This window comes from Mycobacterium sp., assembly GCF_039583805.1.
In the GTDB taxonomy this organism is placed as follows: Bacteria; Actinomycetota; Actinomycetes; order Mycobacteriales; family Mycobacteriaceae; genus Mycobacterium.
In genome coordinates this window covers 8,390-22,286 of sequence record NZ_JAVKSH010000014.1, presented here as the reverse complement: position 1 = coordinate 22,286, position 13,897 = coordinate 8,390, and the positions used below count along the sequence as shown (strand labels likewise).

The 13,897-nt window shown below is 68.0% G+C and carries 14 protein-coding genes and 1 pseudogene; 5 read left to right on the top strand and 10 right to left on the bottom strand.

Annotated features, from left to right (window positions below):
- Positions 1 to 87 precede the first annotated feature (87 nt).
- Positions 88 to 1,305, bottom strand: a complete 1,218-nt coding sequence (locus tag ABDW21_RS03225; RefSeq protein WP_343710052.1) for a hypothetical protein — start codon at positions 1,303 to 1,305, stop codon at positions 88 to 90.
- Positions 1,306 to 1,585: 280 nt separating this feature from the next.
- On the opposite strand from ABDW21_RS03225, the gene ABDW21_RS03220 reads away from it, so the two are divergent.
- Positions 1,586 to 2,623: a cation diffusion facilitator family transporter gene (locus ABDW21_RS03220; RefSeq protein WP_343710051.1), complete on the top strand. Its 1,038-nt coding sequence runs from the start codon at positions 1,586 to 1,588 to the stop codon at positions 2,621 to 2,623.
- A gap of 196 nt (positions 2,624 to 2,819) precedes the next feature.
- On the opposite strand, the gene ABDW21_RS03215 is transcribed toward ABDW21_RS03220, so the two are convergent.
- Complete coding sequence (locus tag ABDW21_RS03215; protein ID WP_343710050.1) at positions 2,820 to 3,056, bottom strand: CopG family transcriptional regulator; 237 nt, start codon at positions 3,054 to 3,056, stop codon at positions 2,820 to 2,822.
- Positions 3,057 to 3,725: 669 nt separating this feature from the next.
- On the opposite strand from ABDW21_RS03215, the gene ABDW21_RS03210 reads away from it, so the two are divergent.
- The 4 genes from ABDW21_RS03210 to ABDW21_RS03195 all read left to right on the top strand — a co-directional run bounded on the left by ABDW21_RS03210 (position 3,726) and on the right by ABDW21_RS03195 (position 5,381).
- Positions 3,726 to 3,887, top strand: a complete 162-nt coding sequence (locus ABDW21_RS03210) for a hypothetical protein (RefSeq protein ID WP_343710049.1) — start codon at positions 3,726 to 3,728, stop codon at positions 3,885 to 3,887.
- A 296-nt stretch (positions 3,888 to 4,183) separates the two neighbouring features.
- Entirely contained in the window at positions 4,184 to 4,414 is a 231-nt protein-coding gene (locus ABDW21_RS03205; protein WP_343602276.1) for a hypothetical protein, read from the top strand.
- Positions 4,415 to 4,424: 10 nt separating this feature from the next.
- Positions 4,425 to 4,829 (top strand): type II toxin-antitoxin system VapC family toxin, encoded by a 405-nt coding sequence (locus tag ABDW21_RS03200; RefSeq protein WP_343602274.1) that lies wholly within the window; start codon positions 4,425 to 4,427, stop codon positions 4,827 to 4,829.
- 171 nt (positions 4,830 to 5,000) lie between these two features.
- Positions 5,001 to 5,381: a type II toxin-antitoxin system VapC family toxin gene (locus ABDW21_RS03195; RefSeq protein WP_343710048.1), complete on the top strand. Its 381-nt coding sequence runs from the start codon at positions 5,001 to 5,003 to the stop codon at positions 5,379 to 5,381.
- A 204-nt stretch (positions 5,382 to 5,585) separates the two neighbouring features.
- Here ABDW21_RS03195 and ugpC read toward each other — a convergent pair whose 3' ends face one another.
- The 8 genes and pseudogenes from ugpC to ABDW21_RS03155 form a co-directional block, all read right to left on the bottom strand.
- A complete protein-coding gene (gene ugpC / locus ABDW21_RS03190) occupies positions 5,586 to 6,656 on the bottom strand; it encodes a sn-glycerol-3-phosphate ABC transporter ATP-binding protein UgpC (protein WP_343710047.1) in 1,071 nt (356 codons plus the stop codon).
- A 4-nt stretch (positions 6,657 to 6,660) separates the two neighbouring features.
- A complete protein-coding gene (locus ABDW21_RS03185) occupies positions 6,661 to 7,503 on the bottom strand; it encodes a carbohydrate ABC transporter permease (protein ID WP_343602268.1) in 843 nt (280 codons plus the stop codon).
- Positions 7,494 to 8,423: a sugar ABC transporter permease gene (locus tag ABDW21_RS03180; protein WP_343710046.1), complete on the bottom strand. Its 930-nt coding sequence runs from the start codon at positions 8,421 to 8,423 to the stop codon at positions 7,494 to 7,496. Before ABDW21_RS03180 ends, ABDW21_RS03185 begins: the two co-directional genes overlap by 10 nt.
- Positions 8,420 to 9,739, bottom strand: coding sequence for a sugar ABC transporter substrate-binding protein (locus ABDW21_RS03175; RefSeq protein ID WP_343710045.1), 1,320 nt, complete (start codon positions 9,737 to 9,739; stop codon positions 8,420 to 8,422). The genes ABDW21_RS03180 and ABDW21_RS03175 overlap by 4 nt, the downstream gene beginning before the upstream one ends.
- A gap of 69 nt (positions 9,740 to 9,808) precedes the next feature.
- Positions 9,809 to 10,184 (bottom strand): annotated as a pseudogene (locus ABDW21_RS03170) (isochorismatase family protein); the annotation flags it as partial.
- A gap of 69 nt (positions 10,185 to 10,253) precedes the next feature.
- Positions 10,254 to 11,048 carry a ketosteroid isomerase family protein gene (locus ABDW21_RS03165; protein WP_343602262.1) on the bottom strand — a complete coding sequence of 265 codons (795 nt, stop codon included), beginning with the start codon at positions 11,046 to 11,048 and terminating at the stop codon, positions 10,254 to 10,256.
- A complete protein-coding gene (gene pncA, locus ABDW21_RS03160) occupies positions 11,048 to 11,608 on the bottom strand; it encodes a pyrazinamidase PncA (RefSeq protein ID WP_343710044.1) in 561 nt (186 codons plus the stop codon). Before pncA ends, ABDW21_RS03165 begins: the two co-directional genes overlap by 1 nt.
- A 167-nt stretch (positions 11,609 to 11,775) precedes the next feature.
- On the bottom strand, positions 11,776 to 13,704 hold the full coding sequence (locus ABDW21_RS03155) for a hypothetical protein (protein ID WP_343710043.1): 1,929 nt from the start codon (positions 13,702 to 13,704) through the stop codon (positions 11,776 to 11,778).
- Between the last annotated feature and the right edge of the window lie 193 nt (positions 13,705 to 13,897).

Sequence of the window (13,897 nt, the reverse complement as noted above, 5' to 3'; positions counted from 1 at the left end):
GCACCGGAGACGACGGGTGGAAGGCCATGCTCGCACCGGCCGGTTGAACCGCCCCGCGGCCCTGCTGGTTGCCGCCGGATCCGGCGGTCAGAAGGGCGTCACCGCCCAGTCGGCCGGGCTCAAGAGCGCACCCAGATCGCTTAGGGCCGCAACCGGATTCAACAGGGCATCCGCCTGCGCTGCCAGGTCGGCCGCCGACGTGCTCTCCGAACCGTCGATGGCCGCGGCCAGCTGGTGGGGCAGATACGTCAGCAGGGTCGGGATCAGGCCGCCGGCGGGGGTGCCTTTGACGGCAATGTCGAGGGACGGCGGAGTGTGGCACCCGATAATCGGTACGCAGATAGGTAAGAAGTTCGCCGTAGCCTCGAGGGGCTTGAGCGGGGCGAGTAGCCCGCCGAGGGGCACGTTTAACACCACGTCCTTCAGCGGCGCTCCCACTGCAATCGGGATGTCGATTCCCTGCTGGCCGTTGAGGAAGCCGTTGAGGGTGGTGGCAGGGGCATCGACGAGTGCGCCGAGCGCCCCCGGCAGGTTCCCGGCCTGTACCGCGTCGACGAAGTCGGTGCCGCTGCTCGCAAGCCCCAGCGCCGCGGAGTACGGCGCGGAAATGACCTCGAAGCCGAGCAGCACCGGCAGCCCGATGTGGTCGCTCGGCGCGAGGATGTTCGAGATGTCCGCCGCGACGGTGGTGTCGGTGAGCGGCTCGATCACATCGGTGGCCCTCTGCGCGATCTCGCCGGGGATGGTCAGGATCGACAGCAGGTCGCCGATGGCGCCCTGGATGGTGATGTTCGACAGGTCGCTGGTGTCGAAGCCGTCGAACACCAGGCCGACCAGAGCCGCCGCGACCGTGCCCAGCGCGCCGCCGACGTTGCCGTCGGTGAGGTCCGCGAATGCCTGCTGCAGCGCGGCCGGCAAGGCGGCGAGCCCGTCGGCGAAGTCGCGGCCGGCGTTTTCCACCGACGTGGCAACGGTTCCCAGGTAACCGAGCTGATTGATCAGGATCTGACGCAGGAAGGGCGCCGGATCGGCGAGCACGGCGTCGGCCAGCCCTGCCAGATTGTCCGACGTGTTCCTGACCAGGTCGGAAAATGGGGTGAAGACGTCGGGTAGGCCCTGGCCGCTGGAGGCGGCCGCGCTCAGCGCCGCGCTCAGCAGGTCGACGGGACTCTCCCCGGCGGACGCGGCGAGCCGAACCGCCGCCTCGACGTGGGGTGGCGGCGCCACCACCGGCGTCGCGGCGACGAGGCCGGCGCAGGCCAGCGCGGCCGCAGCGGTGACACGACGAACCAAGGCCGATTCCATAGCAGACTCCCTCACCGAAACGTCGGCGCCCGTCGAAACAGCACTCATGAATAGTGACCGCTTCTGAATAGTATCTGAGAGAGGCCTGAGCGGTGACGGCTTGGGCCAAATCTGCCGCTGGCGTCCGCGACACCGTCCCAGACGGCGGTGGCCGGCCCTGGCGTCACACCACGTCCGATTGCTATTATCTGCGCATAAATGCAAGTATCAGGTGCTGGTCGAACGTGCTGGGCGAGCGCGGCCCGGTGTCGATCACTCGCCAGGAAAGGCCGGTCGGGCCATGACTCATCTCAGGACCGAATCCGCTTCTGCCGCTGACGATCACGACCACGACCACGACCACGGACCTTCCCACGATCATCCCCACGGCCTGCGCGGGGTGATCGCGCAGATCTTCGCACCGCACTCCCACGACGCTGCCGACAGCGTCGATGACGCCCTGGAATCCAGTGCGGCCGGAATTCGCGCGGTCAAGATCAGCCTGCTGGTGCTCGGGTTGACCGCGATCACCCAGATCGTCATCGTGACGATCTCCGGGTCGGTGGCGCTGACCGCCGACACCATCCACAACTTCTCCGACGCCTTGACCGCGGTGCCGCTGTGGATCGCGTTCGCGCTCGGCACCAAAGCCGCCACCCGTCGCTACACCTACGGCTACGGACGAGCGGAGGACCTAGCCGGGCTGTTCGTGATCGCGATGATCGCCCTGTCGGCGATCGTCGCCGGCTACGAAGCCGTCACCCGGCTGATCCGCCCCCAGCTGATCGCACACGTCGGCTGGGTGGCCCTGGCGGGTCTGGTCGGGTTCGTCGGCAACGAATGGGTGGCGCTTTACCGCATCGGCGTCGGGCGCCGCATCGGCTCGGCCGCGCTGGTCGCCGACGGACTGCATGCCCGCACCGACGGATTCACCTCGCTGGCGGTGTTATTCTCCGCCGGCGGCGCCGCACTGGGATTCCCGCTGGCCGACCCCGTCGTCGGCCTGCTGATCACGGTGGCCATCCTGGCCGTGCTGCACACCGCCGTGCGGGACGTGTTCCGGCGCCTGCTCGACGGCGTCGACCCGGCGATGGTCGACATCGCCGAGCAGGCACTGGCGGCCCAGCCCGGGGTACGGGCGGTCCGTAGCGTGCGGATGCGCTGGATCGGGCACCGCGTGCACGCCGACGCCGAACTCGACGTCGACCCCACTCTCGACCTGGCCCAGGCGCATCGCATCGCGCACGACGCCGAGCACGAACTCACCCACGCGGTCCCCGGACTGACCGCCGCGCTGATCCACGCCTACCCGGCCGAGCATGAGGCGATCGGCACATGACCGTGACGAGGGTCAAATGCCTGCGCCATTCCGATCATGTTCATCAAAAAATAGCTGGCTAAAGACACTGATGGGGCTGTGGTGTTGTTTGCGACATCTCAGCTCACCTGCATGAGTGGGGCGAATCGTCGATTTCACACGCGTGACGTCAACAGGACCCCCGGACATCGGATCACTTGCTGTTGTCAAACAGCGGTCAGGCTGCAGTGTGACCGCCGTGATCAAGCTTGTCGGCGATCCAGACCTTGATGAGTGATTGGCGAGTGACTCCGAGACGAGTGGCTTCGCGGTCGAGTTCGGCGATCATCCAGGCCGGAAAGTCGACGTTCACACGCCGGTGTTCCTCGCCAGGGCGCCGTGCCCGTGCCGTGTCGAGGGCGGCCGCCATGTCCTGGCCGTCGTCGAACCGCTCGTCGAACTCGCTAGCTTTCATAAATCGCTATCTCTCCTTCCCGTGAGCGGCGCACGGAAATGACTCGCACGCGGTCGTCTCGGTAGGTCACCACTGCCGACCAGCATTGGCCGTCGATCTGACCTATCACCATCCACCTCGGCTCATCCGTCGTGCGTGCCGACACCTCGATGCGGTGCGGATCCCGCCAGATGGACTGTGCCGCAACGAAGTCGATGCCTTGCTTGACCAGGTTTGCCGCACTCTTGGCGGGATCAAACTCAAACTCAAGTATGTATAAAAATCATACCTTAATGGCGCCCGATCTTCGCGGGTATGCCCAAGTGGCAGTTGCGGCAGAACTCTCTGAACAGCGAGGGAACCGAGATCGCGCATGATCATGGACACAACCAGAGGATAGGTTCCTATCTTGTCGCCAAGGTCAAGTGCTACTGCCGTACCGGGGAATTCGCTGGTCATACTAGGTGGATCACGGCAGAGCGGGCTGAGGGTGCTGAGACGTTATTGATTTACCCGGCGGCCAAACGCTGCGCTGCGGGCCTGTTGTCAGAACGGTGAACGCGGTCCTGCCGGACAGTCCCTGCGGCGGCGTCACTTGCCCGAGTCCTAATCCGTGCCGGATGGGTGGCCGGGGCCAGCGTGTCGTAGCCACAATGTGCGTTTGTCGGCGTCGACGAGATACTCAACCCGGTGGAAGGCCTATGGGGCAACGTCAAAGGAACCGAACTGGCCAATCGCTGCCCCAACACCATCGACGAGGCGATGCAGGCCGCCTGCGACGGACTCGAACGCGCCGGCAACGACGCCGACCTGTGTTTCGCGCTGCTGCGCCACACCGGCCTTTTTCTATGACCAATTTGCCACTCAATTATGCGAACCTCTTTAAGCGATCGAAAACAAGGTCGAGTTCCTCGCAGGGGGCAGATTTCCGACTTGTCAGCAAGGCCAAATGGCTTTGCCGTATTGCCTCATAAGAATCAGCAAAATTGCTGGTAAAGCCATTGATTAGGGCCTGGGAGGTGTTGCTTGATACACGTGACTTGACTCGCATGGGGAATACCTCAAGAGGCGTCCGGTGATAGTTGGTTGTTGTTGACTGCGAACACGCAGAACATGTGCATGTCATGCGCATGTGATAGCTTGTGGCTATGGCAGTTGCGATTCAGATCAAAGATGTCCCTGAAGAAGTTCGGGACGCGCTGGCAGCCCGCGCCGAGGCGCGCGGCCAATCCACCCAAACGTATCTGCGATCACTGTTGGAACGGGAGTACCAGGCTCAACGCAACCGGCAGCTCTTGGAGGCATTGGCTAGTCATCGCAGTCTTACCATGACAGCCGAGGAAGTGGCGGCCGTCATCCGCGCCGACCGCGACGGGTGAGTTTTCGCCGGTGATCGTGGTGGACGCAGGCGTGCTGGTGTTGGCGCTCACGAGCGGCACTCCCCAAGGCGACGCGGCACGCGCAGCCCTAAACGGCGACGACGGCTGGCTCGCACCGGCCCACATGCCGGGCGAGGTGCTACGCACCCTGCACAAAGCCGTATTGCGCGGGCAATTGGAACTCGAGGACGCCGAGGCCGCCGCCGATACCGCCACCGCACTCGCCATCGAATGCGTGCTCCCTGACGCACTGCTGCTGCGCACCGCCTGGGCCTGGCGGCACAACATCTCGATCTACGACGGCCTGTATGTCGCTGTCGCCGCCGAACGCTCGGCCGCCGTCATCACCGTCGACAGGCGCTTGGCCAATGCCACTGATCAGCTCGGTATCCCCGTCGCGATCACCCTGCTCTAGTAACTCAGCCGTAGATCGTGACCATCAGTGATTACGGCGGCAGGCGCGGATCGTCCTGGAAAGGCCTGCGGATGCGATCGACGAAATCCGCGCGCTGGGCCGGGAGAAAGCGCCGAGTCGTTCCCTGGTAGACGAACTCCTCGCGGAGCGCCGCGTCGAGGCGCGCGACAGTTGACCGTTCTCGACGCGTCGGCGCTGCTGGCACTGATTCACGGAGAGGCCGGCGCCGACCTGGTTGCCGAGGCGATGACCGGTTCGGTCATCGGCGCGCCGAATCTTGCCGAGGTGATCGGTAAATTGGTCGACGCGCAGATCGATGCCTCGGCCATCCGCCAACTTGCGGTCGCCGCCGGTGTCACCATCGAACCGCTGACCGCCGATGACGCGGAGCTCGCCGGCGCTTTGCGTGCCATTACGGGCGGACAGCAGCTCTCCCTCGGCGACCGATGCTGCCTTGCCCTGGCTATCCGCAGCACGCCCCCGATCGTTATCACCGCAGACCGTGCGTGGGCGAAACTCGACCTGCCGATCGAGGTTCGGCTCCTTCGCTAAATCTCGATCCATGCAGCCCAGTCAGCGCGGGCGGACTGACTCCGGCCGATGTTCCTCGCCGGGCCGCCGTACCCGTGCCCTGTCGCAGGCGGCCGCCATGTACTGGCCTATCACCATCCACCCCGGCTCATCGGTCGTGCGTGCCGGCACCTCGCTGCGGCGCGGATCCCGCCACGCCGCAGCGGCTCATCATGCCGTGCCCGGTTACACCAGTCTGCTGCCGTCGGCGCCGAAGAAGTGCAGGTGTTCGGGTTGCGGATGCAGACGCAGGCGGCTGCCCCGCGCCGGCGGGTTGTGCCCGTCCACCCGCGCGACGACGGAGCGGGCGACGCCGTTGCCGGAGGCGGTGATTCGCCCGTACAGGTAGGCGTCGGCGCCGAGTTCCTCGACCACGTCGACTTCCATCTCGACACCGACGCCGCCCAGCTCGAAGTGTTCGGGCCGGATGCCGACAATCACCGTGGCGCCGGCGCCGACGGCCTCACGCGGCACCGGGAGCAGCCAATCCCCCAGTGCCGCAGCACCGTCGACGATCGGAACCGTGAAAAGGTTCATCGCCGGCGAGCCGATGAACTCGGCGACGAACACGTTGACGGGGGCCCGGTAGAGCTCACGCGGGGGCGCACACTGTTGCAGCACGCCGTCGCGCAGCACCGCGACACGGTCCCCCATCGTCATGGCTTCCACCTGGTCGTGGGTGACGTAGACGGTGGTGGTGCCCAGTCGCCTTTGCAGTCCGGCGATCTGGTTACGGGTCTGCACGCGCAGTGTGGCGTCCAGGTTGGACAACGGCTCGTCCATCAGGAACACCTGGGGGCGCCGCACGATCGCACGTCCCATCGCCACCCGCTGGCGTTGTCCGCCGGACAGGTCCTTGGGCTTGCGGTCCAGGTACGGTTCCAAGTCGAGCAATCTCGCCGCATCGCGCACCCGCTCGGCGATCTCGGCTTTGCCGACCCGGGCGATCTTCAACGCGAAGCCCATGTTCTGCGCCACCGTCATGTGCGGGTAGAGCGCGTAGTTCTGGAAGACCATCGCGACGTCCCGGTCCTGCGGGTCGGCGTCGGTGACGTCACGTCCGCCGATGCGGATGCGGCCCGAATCGACCGCTTCCAGCCCGGCGACCATCCGCAGCGAGGTTGTCTTGCCGCATCCCGACGGCCCGACCAGCACGACGAACTCCCCGTCGGCGACCTCGAGGTCCAGCCGATCCAGCGCCGGTCGCGCGCTGCCCGGGTAACGCCGGGTCGCCTGCTCGAACCTCACCGATGCCATGGGCTCACCCGCTCGACCCGGTCAGCGCGATACCGCGGATGAACGCCCGCTGCGCGACGGCGTAGAGGGCCACCAACGGCAGCAGGATCAGGATCGACGCCGCCATCAGCACCGGCCATCGGGCCACGTATTCGCCTTGCAGCCGCACCAGGCCGAGGGTGAGGGTGGCGATGCTCCTACGCTGAATCATCAGTAGCGGCCACAGGAAGTCGTTCCACACGTTGACCCAGGTGAGCACCGCGAGCACCATGACGGCGGGTGTGGCGTGCGGCAGCAGGACCCGCCAGTAGATCTGCCACGGCGAGCAGCCGTCGAGAATCGCAGCCTCCTCGAGATCCGTTGGGAGAGAGAGGAAAAATTGGCGCATGAGATAGGTGCCGAACGCGCTGCCGAATAATCCCGGCACGATCATGGACCATGGCGTGTCGGTGAGGCCGGCGATCCGCATCAGGATGAACTGCGGGATCACGGTAACCGTCAGCGGCACCATCAACGTGCCCAGGTACGCGACGAACAAGGCGTCCCGGCCGCGAAACTGCAGCCGGGCGAACGCATATCCGGCCAGCGAGCAGAAGAACACCTGGCCGGCGGTGACGCACCCGGCATAGGCCACCGTGTTGACGAGCAACCGCCAGAACGGCATCAGGGTGAACACCTCGGCGTAGTTGGACCATTGCGGGTGCGCGGGAAACAACGTCGGCGCCGTGACCTCACCCTCTTTTTTCAACGAGCCCGACACCGCCCACAGGATCGGAAACAGCGCGCACCATGCGATGCCGGCCAGCGCGGCATACAGCGCGACGGCCCGGGCGACACCGGGTTTGATCATCCGGTCGGCTAGGCCCACGATCGTTCCTCCTGGGCGCTGCGACGGCGGGTGAACCGCAGCTGCAGCACGGTCAGGCCCAGCAAGATGGCGAACATAACCCACGCCAGCGCGGACGCGTAGCCGAAGTCCAGGAAGGCGAAGGCGTTCTGGAACAGCATGATGCCCAGGACATAGGTCGCCGACTCGGGTCCACCGTTGCGGCCGGTAAGGACATAGACCAAGTCGAAAGCCTGGAACGCATGGATGACCGAGATGACCACCACGAACGACAGCGCGCCCCGGATCAGCGGAACCGTGATGGACATGAAACGCCGCAGCTCCCCGGCGCCGTCGAGTTTCGCTGCCTCGTAGTAGGTGTCCGGCACCCCCTGCATCGCGGCCAGCAGGACGACGGTCGCAAACGGCACACTGCGCCACACACTGACCAGGCACAGCGAGACCATCGCCCATTTCGGGTCGACCAGCCACGGCACCGGGCCGATCCCCAGCCAGCCGAGCATGATGTTGAGCAGACCGTTGTCGGTGTTGAACACGAACTGCCACACCACGGCCATCACGACCGACGACACCGCCAGCGGCAGGAAGATCACCGTCCGGAAGAATGCGGCTCCTTTGAAGGTGCGGTTGAGCACTCCGGCCACCCCGAGGCTGATGAGGGTCGTCGGCACGACGGTCCCGACGGTGAATACCACGGTGTTGCGCAGCGCGATGACGAACAGCGGATCGGCGGTGAACAGCTGGCGAAAGTTGGCCCAGCCGACGAACTTCGGCGGCGTGAACAGGTCCCAGTGCTGCAGACTCATGTACAGCGAGAAACCGAGCGGGAACAGCATGAAGACCGCGACGGCGGTGAGATTCGGCGCGACGAACAGGCGCCCGGCGCGGGCCCGTCGCCGCGACGACCGGCGGCGCCGGGTGGACTGGTCGACCGCCGTCATGGAGTGCGCAGCACCTCGTCGGCCTCGCGGGTGAATGTGCCCGCCAGGGATGCCGCCGGCCGTGAGCCGCGCAGTACCGGCCCGATGTTGCGGTCCATCAGCGCGTTGATCTTCTCCCACTCCGGGGAGATCGGCAGGCCTTCCGAGTTGGCCGGCCCGCCGGTCAGCACAGCGATGTTGGCAATCCTGCGGTGCGCGTCGGCGAATCCGGCCGACCCGATCGCAGAGCGCAGCACCGGCACGAAAAGCCCCGAGGCGCCAATCAATTCCTGTCCGGTGGGGCCGCAGGCGAACTTGACGAATTCCCACGCCTGTTCTTTGCGGCGGCTGCTGGCGGCGATGGCCAGCCCGGTCGTGCCGATGTTCGACTGGGCCCGGTGCCCGCGCGGACCGGTCGGCAGGATGGTCACGTCGAAATCCAGGCCGTCCGCGCGGTCGAATGTCTGGTATCGCCAATGCCCGCCCAGCGCCATCGCCGCCCGGCCCGCCGAGAACAGATCCATCGTCGACATCGACTGGGTCGCAGATGCGGTGGGCGCCACCTTGTGCGTGGTGGACAGGTCGGCGTAGAACTGGATGCCTTCGAGGAACTCGGGGTTGTCGAAGTTGAGGTGCGTCGGGTCCATCCGCGGCGTCGACCACGGGACGCCGTTGTTCATGCCGAACAGCCCGGCGGAGTAGATGCCGACCCAGGTGTCGACGAACCCCCACCGGCTGATCCGGCCCGCCCGGTCGCGTGTGGTGAGAGCGCTTGCGCTGTCGAGGAATTCGGCGAAGCTCCACGGCTGGTCCCACCGGGCCGGGGGATCCAGCCCGGCTTGGGCGAACAGCTTCCTGTTGTAGAACAGGAAATTCCCGGACCACTGCTCCGGCAGGGCGTACTGGCCGCCGTTGAACGTGAACGTCTCATACAGCGGCGCGATGTTGTCGGCTCTCAGGTGCGCGGCGAAAGCGGGGTCGTGATCCAGCAGGGTGTTGAGGTCGCACAGCACGCCGCGGTCGGCCAGCCCGGCGTAGGTGAACTCCCATGCCATCAGCACATCTGGACACTTGCCGCCGGCGCAGAACGTCGACAGCTGCTGCATGGCGTCCGGGCCGGACAGCAACGTCCGCACCCTGATGTCAGGGTGGCGGCGGCTGAACGCCTCGACGATCCGCAGCCGGGCGTCGGCTTCCTCGGGGTTGGCGGCGAAGAAGAAGGTCAGCGCGTCGTCGTCGGAGCTGCACCCGCCGGTGGCCCAGGACGCCAGCGAGGCTGAGCCGAGCGCTCCGGCGCCGCGCAGCAGGGTGCGCCGCGGGAAAGGCTGATCGAACATGGCGCTCCCTGTCTCTGCGTGCTCCTCCAGTATTCCCGGGTGCTCGTCACCGCGGCAGCGCAAGAGCGGCTACCTGCTGCTGCTGCTGCCGTCGGCGGCGTCGCCGGCGCCGCCGGCAGTTCGCTGACCATCGGCCAGCCAGCGCAGTGCCGAAGCCAGGTCGCGGACGTCCGCGCCAATCCCCCGGCACTCTTCGACGCCGCGGTCATACAGACCCGACACCGCGTGGGAGACCAGCATGATCGGAAAAGTCGCGTTCGGAGGCCTCGTAGGTGGACGTCCGCGGACAGTTCGGGAAGTTGCATCCTGCGACAACAAGTGTGTTGCTGCAGTTTTCGCGTAGATGCGCGTCCAGTCCGGTGTTGTAAAACGCTCCCCACCGCGGCTTGTACATCACGTGCTCGCCCGGGCCGATCTGCTGGAAACCACCCTCGAGCAGCAGTTCGGCCGACGCCGGGCGTGGGCTGGTGCAGGGATCATGCATTTCCGGCGAGGTCATGTCGATGCAGGGCGGTCAGGCCGGAAAGTACCGGATACGCCGGATCGTGTTGCGGCGCCGCGTGACGTCGGCGAACAGCACACCTCGCTCCTGCGGCGAGGTGGTCGACACGGCGACCGTGCCCCCCGCGGCGATGATCTTCGCTCCGCCGCCCCCGCGCAGCCGCGCGATGAGGTCGTCGAGATCGGCGGGAACGTCGTCGCCGACAGTCGTTGCGGCAGAGGGTGACAACGCGCGCAACGCGGCCGGACGGTCACCCCGCGCGACGGCGTCCAAAAACGTGCCGACCAACTGCTTGTGGCGCGACCCCACGCGCCGGAAACCGGCTGCGAAACCGACGGTGCCGCCCAGGCGCTGGTTGGCCAGTAGGCCACGCGCCAGTTGCAGGCCCGCCGGCAGCGCCGATGCGCCGCGGCGCAGGAATTGCAGCACCATGCTCGGCAGCTCCCAGTACGCCCGCATCGCCGCGATTTTCCATTCCCCGTCGGCTTCGCGCAGGTCGTAGCGCAGGACCGCGGGAATCGTCATGGTGACCGCGCTGCTCATGGCGACCTCGAGGGTCAGATCGCGCACCACGACCGAGCCGCACACGATGTCGAGATCGCGGTGAAAGACGATGTCGCGGGGGCCGATGAAGGTGTCGTAGAACCGGCCGATCCGGGCGGGACCGATGTGGGGCCGCGAACCGACCGGATCCTCGATGCGGGCGTCCCCGGTGAACAGCCCCACCCAGCCGGCGCGGTCGTGGGCGGCCGCGGCCTGCGGCGATCGCTCCACCGCCGCCAAAAGGGCCTGCTTTGCGGGGCCCATCAGCGGCTCCGCAGCACCGCGACGCCGGCGGCGCGCAGCGCGTCGACGGCCGCGGCGGTGGACTCCTCCGCCACGCCGGCCGTCAGGTCCAGCAGCACACGGGTGCCGAAGCCGGCCCGCACCGCGTCCTCGGCAGTCCGGCGCACACAGTGGTCGGTGGCGATGCCGACCACGTCGACCTCGTCGACGCCGTGCCGGCGCAGCCACTCGCCCAGCGGCGTGCCGCTGTCGTCGACACCTTCGAAGCCGCTGTAGGCCGCGCAGTAGGCGCCCTTCCGGAAGACGGCCTCGATGCGGCTGGGATCGAGGTCGGGGTGAAACTGCGCTCCCGGGGTTCCCGCGACGCAGTGCGGCGGCCACGACGTCGTGTAGTTCGGCTGGTCGGAGAAATGTTCACCGGGATCGACGTGGAAATCCTGGGTGGCCACGACGTGGCGGTAGCCGGCGGCGGTGGCCAGGTAGCCGGTGACGGCCCTGGCGGCGGCGGCGCCGCCGGTCACCGCCAGCGAGCCGCCCTCGCAAAAGTCGTTCTGGACGTCGACGACGATCAGCGCGCGCATATCACCACGGTAACGCCGTCGGCCGAGCCGGCGATGCTGGCGAACCTTGGTTGCGAGCGTGACTAGATCCGACGATGTCGGAACTGTGAGGTATCACCTACGCGCGCCAGCCCGGGATCCGTGGTGCCCTCGGCAAGGCCGCCGTCGCATCCTCGAACGTCGTGCTCCTACCCGGTTGAGGAACCTGGGGTCCCAGCGGTGCCGTCGGTGAGGCTGCGGGGGACACCGAACACATTCGACGCGATGCCACCGGTGCCGCCGGCACCGCCGTCCCCGACGGGCTCGGTGTCGCTCGCAGCACCGCCGGGCCCGCCGTCCCCGCCGTTCCCGCCGGTGAGGTTGCCGAAGACGTCGAACACGGTCGAAGCGTTGCCGCCGGCCCCGCCGTCCCCGCCCGTTCCAGCCGCCTCGGTGGCGCTCGCGGCACCGCCGGCCCCGCCGACCCCGCCGGCACCGCCGTTGACGGTGCCGAAGACGTCGGCAATGGCGTTGTTCAGCGACAGTGGTGGCAGGGTCGGGGGTAAGGCCAGCGGATCGTCCGAGGGTGGCGTTACCGGCGCGGTGCCGCCGCCGGCGCCGCCGGCCCCGCCCGTTCCGGCCGCCTCGGTGGCGCTCGCGGCACCGCCCGCCCCGCCGTCGCCGCCGGCCCCGTTGTTGACCGTGCCCAAGACTTGAATAACGGAAAGGGTTCCGCCGCCGGCCCCGCCGGCTCCGCCGGTCCCGGCCGCCTCGGTGGCGCTCGCGGCACCGCCGGCCGCGCCGGCCCCGCCGGCCCCGCCGGTAACGTTGCTGAGGGAGTCGAATGCATCAATGGCGCTACCGCCGGCCCCGCCGGCCCCGCCGGCACCACCCGCGTCGGCCGTCTCGATGAGGTTCGCGGCCCCGCCGGCTCCGCCGACTCCGCCGGTGGCGTGGCCGAGGAGGAGGCCCAGCGCGAGTGCGCCGTCGCCGCCGGCCCCGCCGGCCCCGCCGGCTCCCGCTGCCTCGGTAGCTGACGCAGCCCCGCCGGACCCGCCAACACCGCCGGCCCCGCCGGTGCCGTTGCCGAGCAGGACGCCCAACACAGAGCCGCCGAACCCGCCGGCCCCGCCGGTGCCGCCGGCCCCGGCCGCCTCGGTAGTGCTGGCGTCACCACCGTCACCGCCGTTACCACCGGCACCGCCGGTGCCGTTGCCGAGGACGCTGAGGGCGGACCCGCCGGTGCCGCCGGCCCCGCCGGTGCCGCCGGCCCCGGCCGCCTCGGTAGCGCTCGCGGCACCACCGGCACCGCCGTTACCACCGGCACCGCCGATGCCATTGCCGGTGGCGAAGAAGTCATAGCGGGACAGGGCGCCACCGCCTATCCCGCCGGCGCCACCGTCGCCGCCCGGCACGGTCGCCGAAGCAGCACCACCGGCACCGCCGTCACCACCGGCCCCGCCCTTGACATTGCCCAGGAAGCCGAGGAAGGGATCGGCTTCGCCGCCGGCACCACCTGCTCCACCGGCACCGCCAGCCACGTTTGCCGCACCGCCATCGCCGCCGTTGCCGCCGTTGCCGAACAAGATGCCGCCGGTACCACCGGCGCCGCCGGCACCACCGTCCACACCGGCTCCGCCGGCGCCGCCATCGCCGAACAACCCGGCACTCCCGCCGGCCGACCCGGCGCCACCGTCCACGCCTGCCACACCGGTCGCACCCGTGCCGCCGTCACCGGCGAGGAATCCGCCGTCGCCGAGGTTGCCGAAGATCCCCGACCCGCCGAGTAACGAGTCGTTGGCGCCGGTGAAGCCGTCGACGCCGTTGCCGATCAAGTCGCGCCCGAACAGGAAGACGAAGGGCGCATTGATGATCTGGTCCAGCGCTGCACCGATCGGGCTGGTGATATACGCCTGGCTCAGCGCTTCCACCGGATCGCCGAACAACGGGTTGGACAGGGCCGCCACCGCCGCGTCCACATCAGCGAGCGGACCGGCTGCACCGGCCAGCTCACCCGCATTCGCACCCGCTGCCGCGAGGGGGTCGATGATCAGGTCGATCAGGTCGGCCCGAGCCGGCGGCGCGGTCGCCAGCGGGGTCATCCCGAACGCCAACAACGCGCCCGCCGCCGTACCCACACCCAGCACCCGACCCCGACGGCGTGCTGTAAAGCGAGGTGAGCGGCCCTGCCGCCGGATGCTGTGGTGACGACTCATCGGTATCCCCATTCATGACAATGTGACGAAATCTCTCCGGCCTCAGACCCGGCGCATTCACCGTCCAGCGGAGTTCCCGTAGTAGTGGAAAATCAGCCGCAGAGACGATCCGCAC

Excerpts from the sequence above, each read along its gene's own strand:
- ABDW21_RS03225 (WP_343710052.1), bottom strand. The coding sequence starts at position 1,305 with ATGGAATCGGCCTTGGTTCGTCGTGTCACCGCTGCGGCCGCGCTGGCC.
- ABDW21_RS03220 (WP_343710051.1), top strand. The coding sequence starts at position 1,586 with ATGACTCATCTCAGGACCGAATCCGCTTCTGCCGCTGACGATCACGAC.
- ABDW21_RS03215 (WP_343710050.1), bottom strand. The coding sequence starts at position 3,056 with ATGAAAGCTAGCGAGTTCGACGAGCGGTTCGACGACGGCCAGGACATG.
- ABDW21_RS03205 (WP_343602276.1), top strand. The coding sequence starts at position 4,184 with ATGGCAGTTGCGATTCAGATCAAAGATGTCCCTGAAGAAGTTCGGGAC.
- ugpC (WP_343710047.1), bottom strand. The coding sequence starts at position 6,656 with ATGGCATCGGTGAGGTTCGAGCAGGCGACCCGGCGTTACCCGGGCAGC.
- ABDW21_RS03180 (WP_343710046.1), bottom strand. The coding sequence starts at position 8,423 with ATGACGGCGGTCGACCAGTCCACCCGGCGCCGCCGGTCGTCGCGGCGA.
- ABDW21_RS03175 (WP_343710045.1), bottom strand. The coding sequence starts at position 9,739 with ATGTTCGATCAGCCTTTCCCGCGGCGCACCCTGCTGCGCGGCGCCGGA.
- ABDW21_RS03165 (WP_343602262.1), bottom strand. The coding sequence starts at position 11,048 with ATGGGCCCCGCAAAGCAGGCCCTTTTGGCGGCGGTGGAGCGATCGCCG.
- pncA (WP_343710044.1), bottom strand. The coding sequence starts at position 11,608 with ATGCGCGCGCTGATCGTCGTCGACGTCCAGAACGACTTTTGCGAGGGC.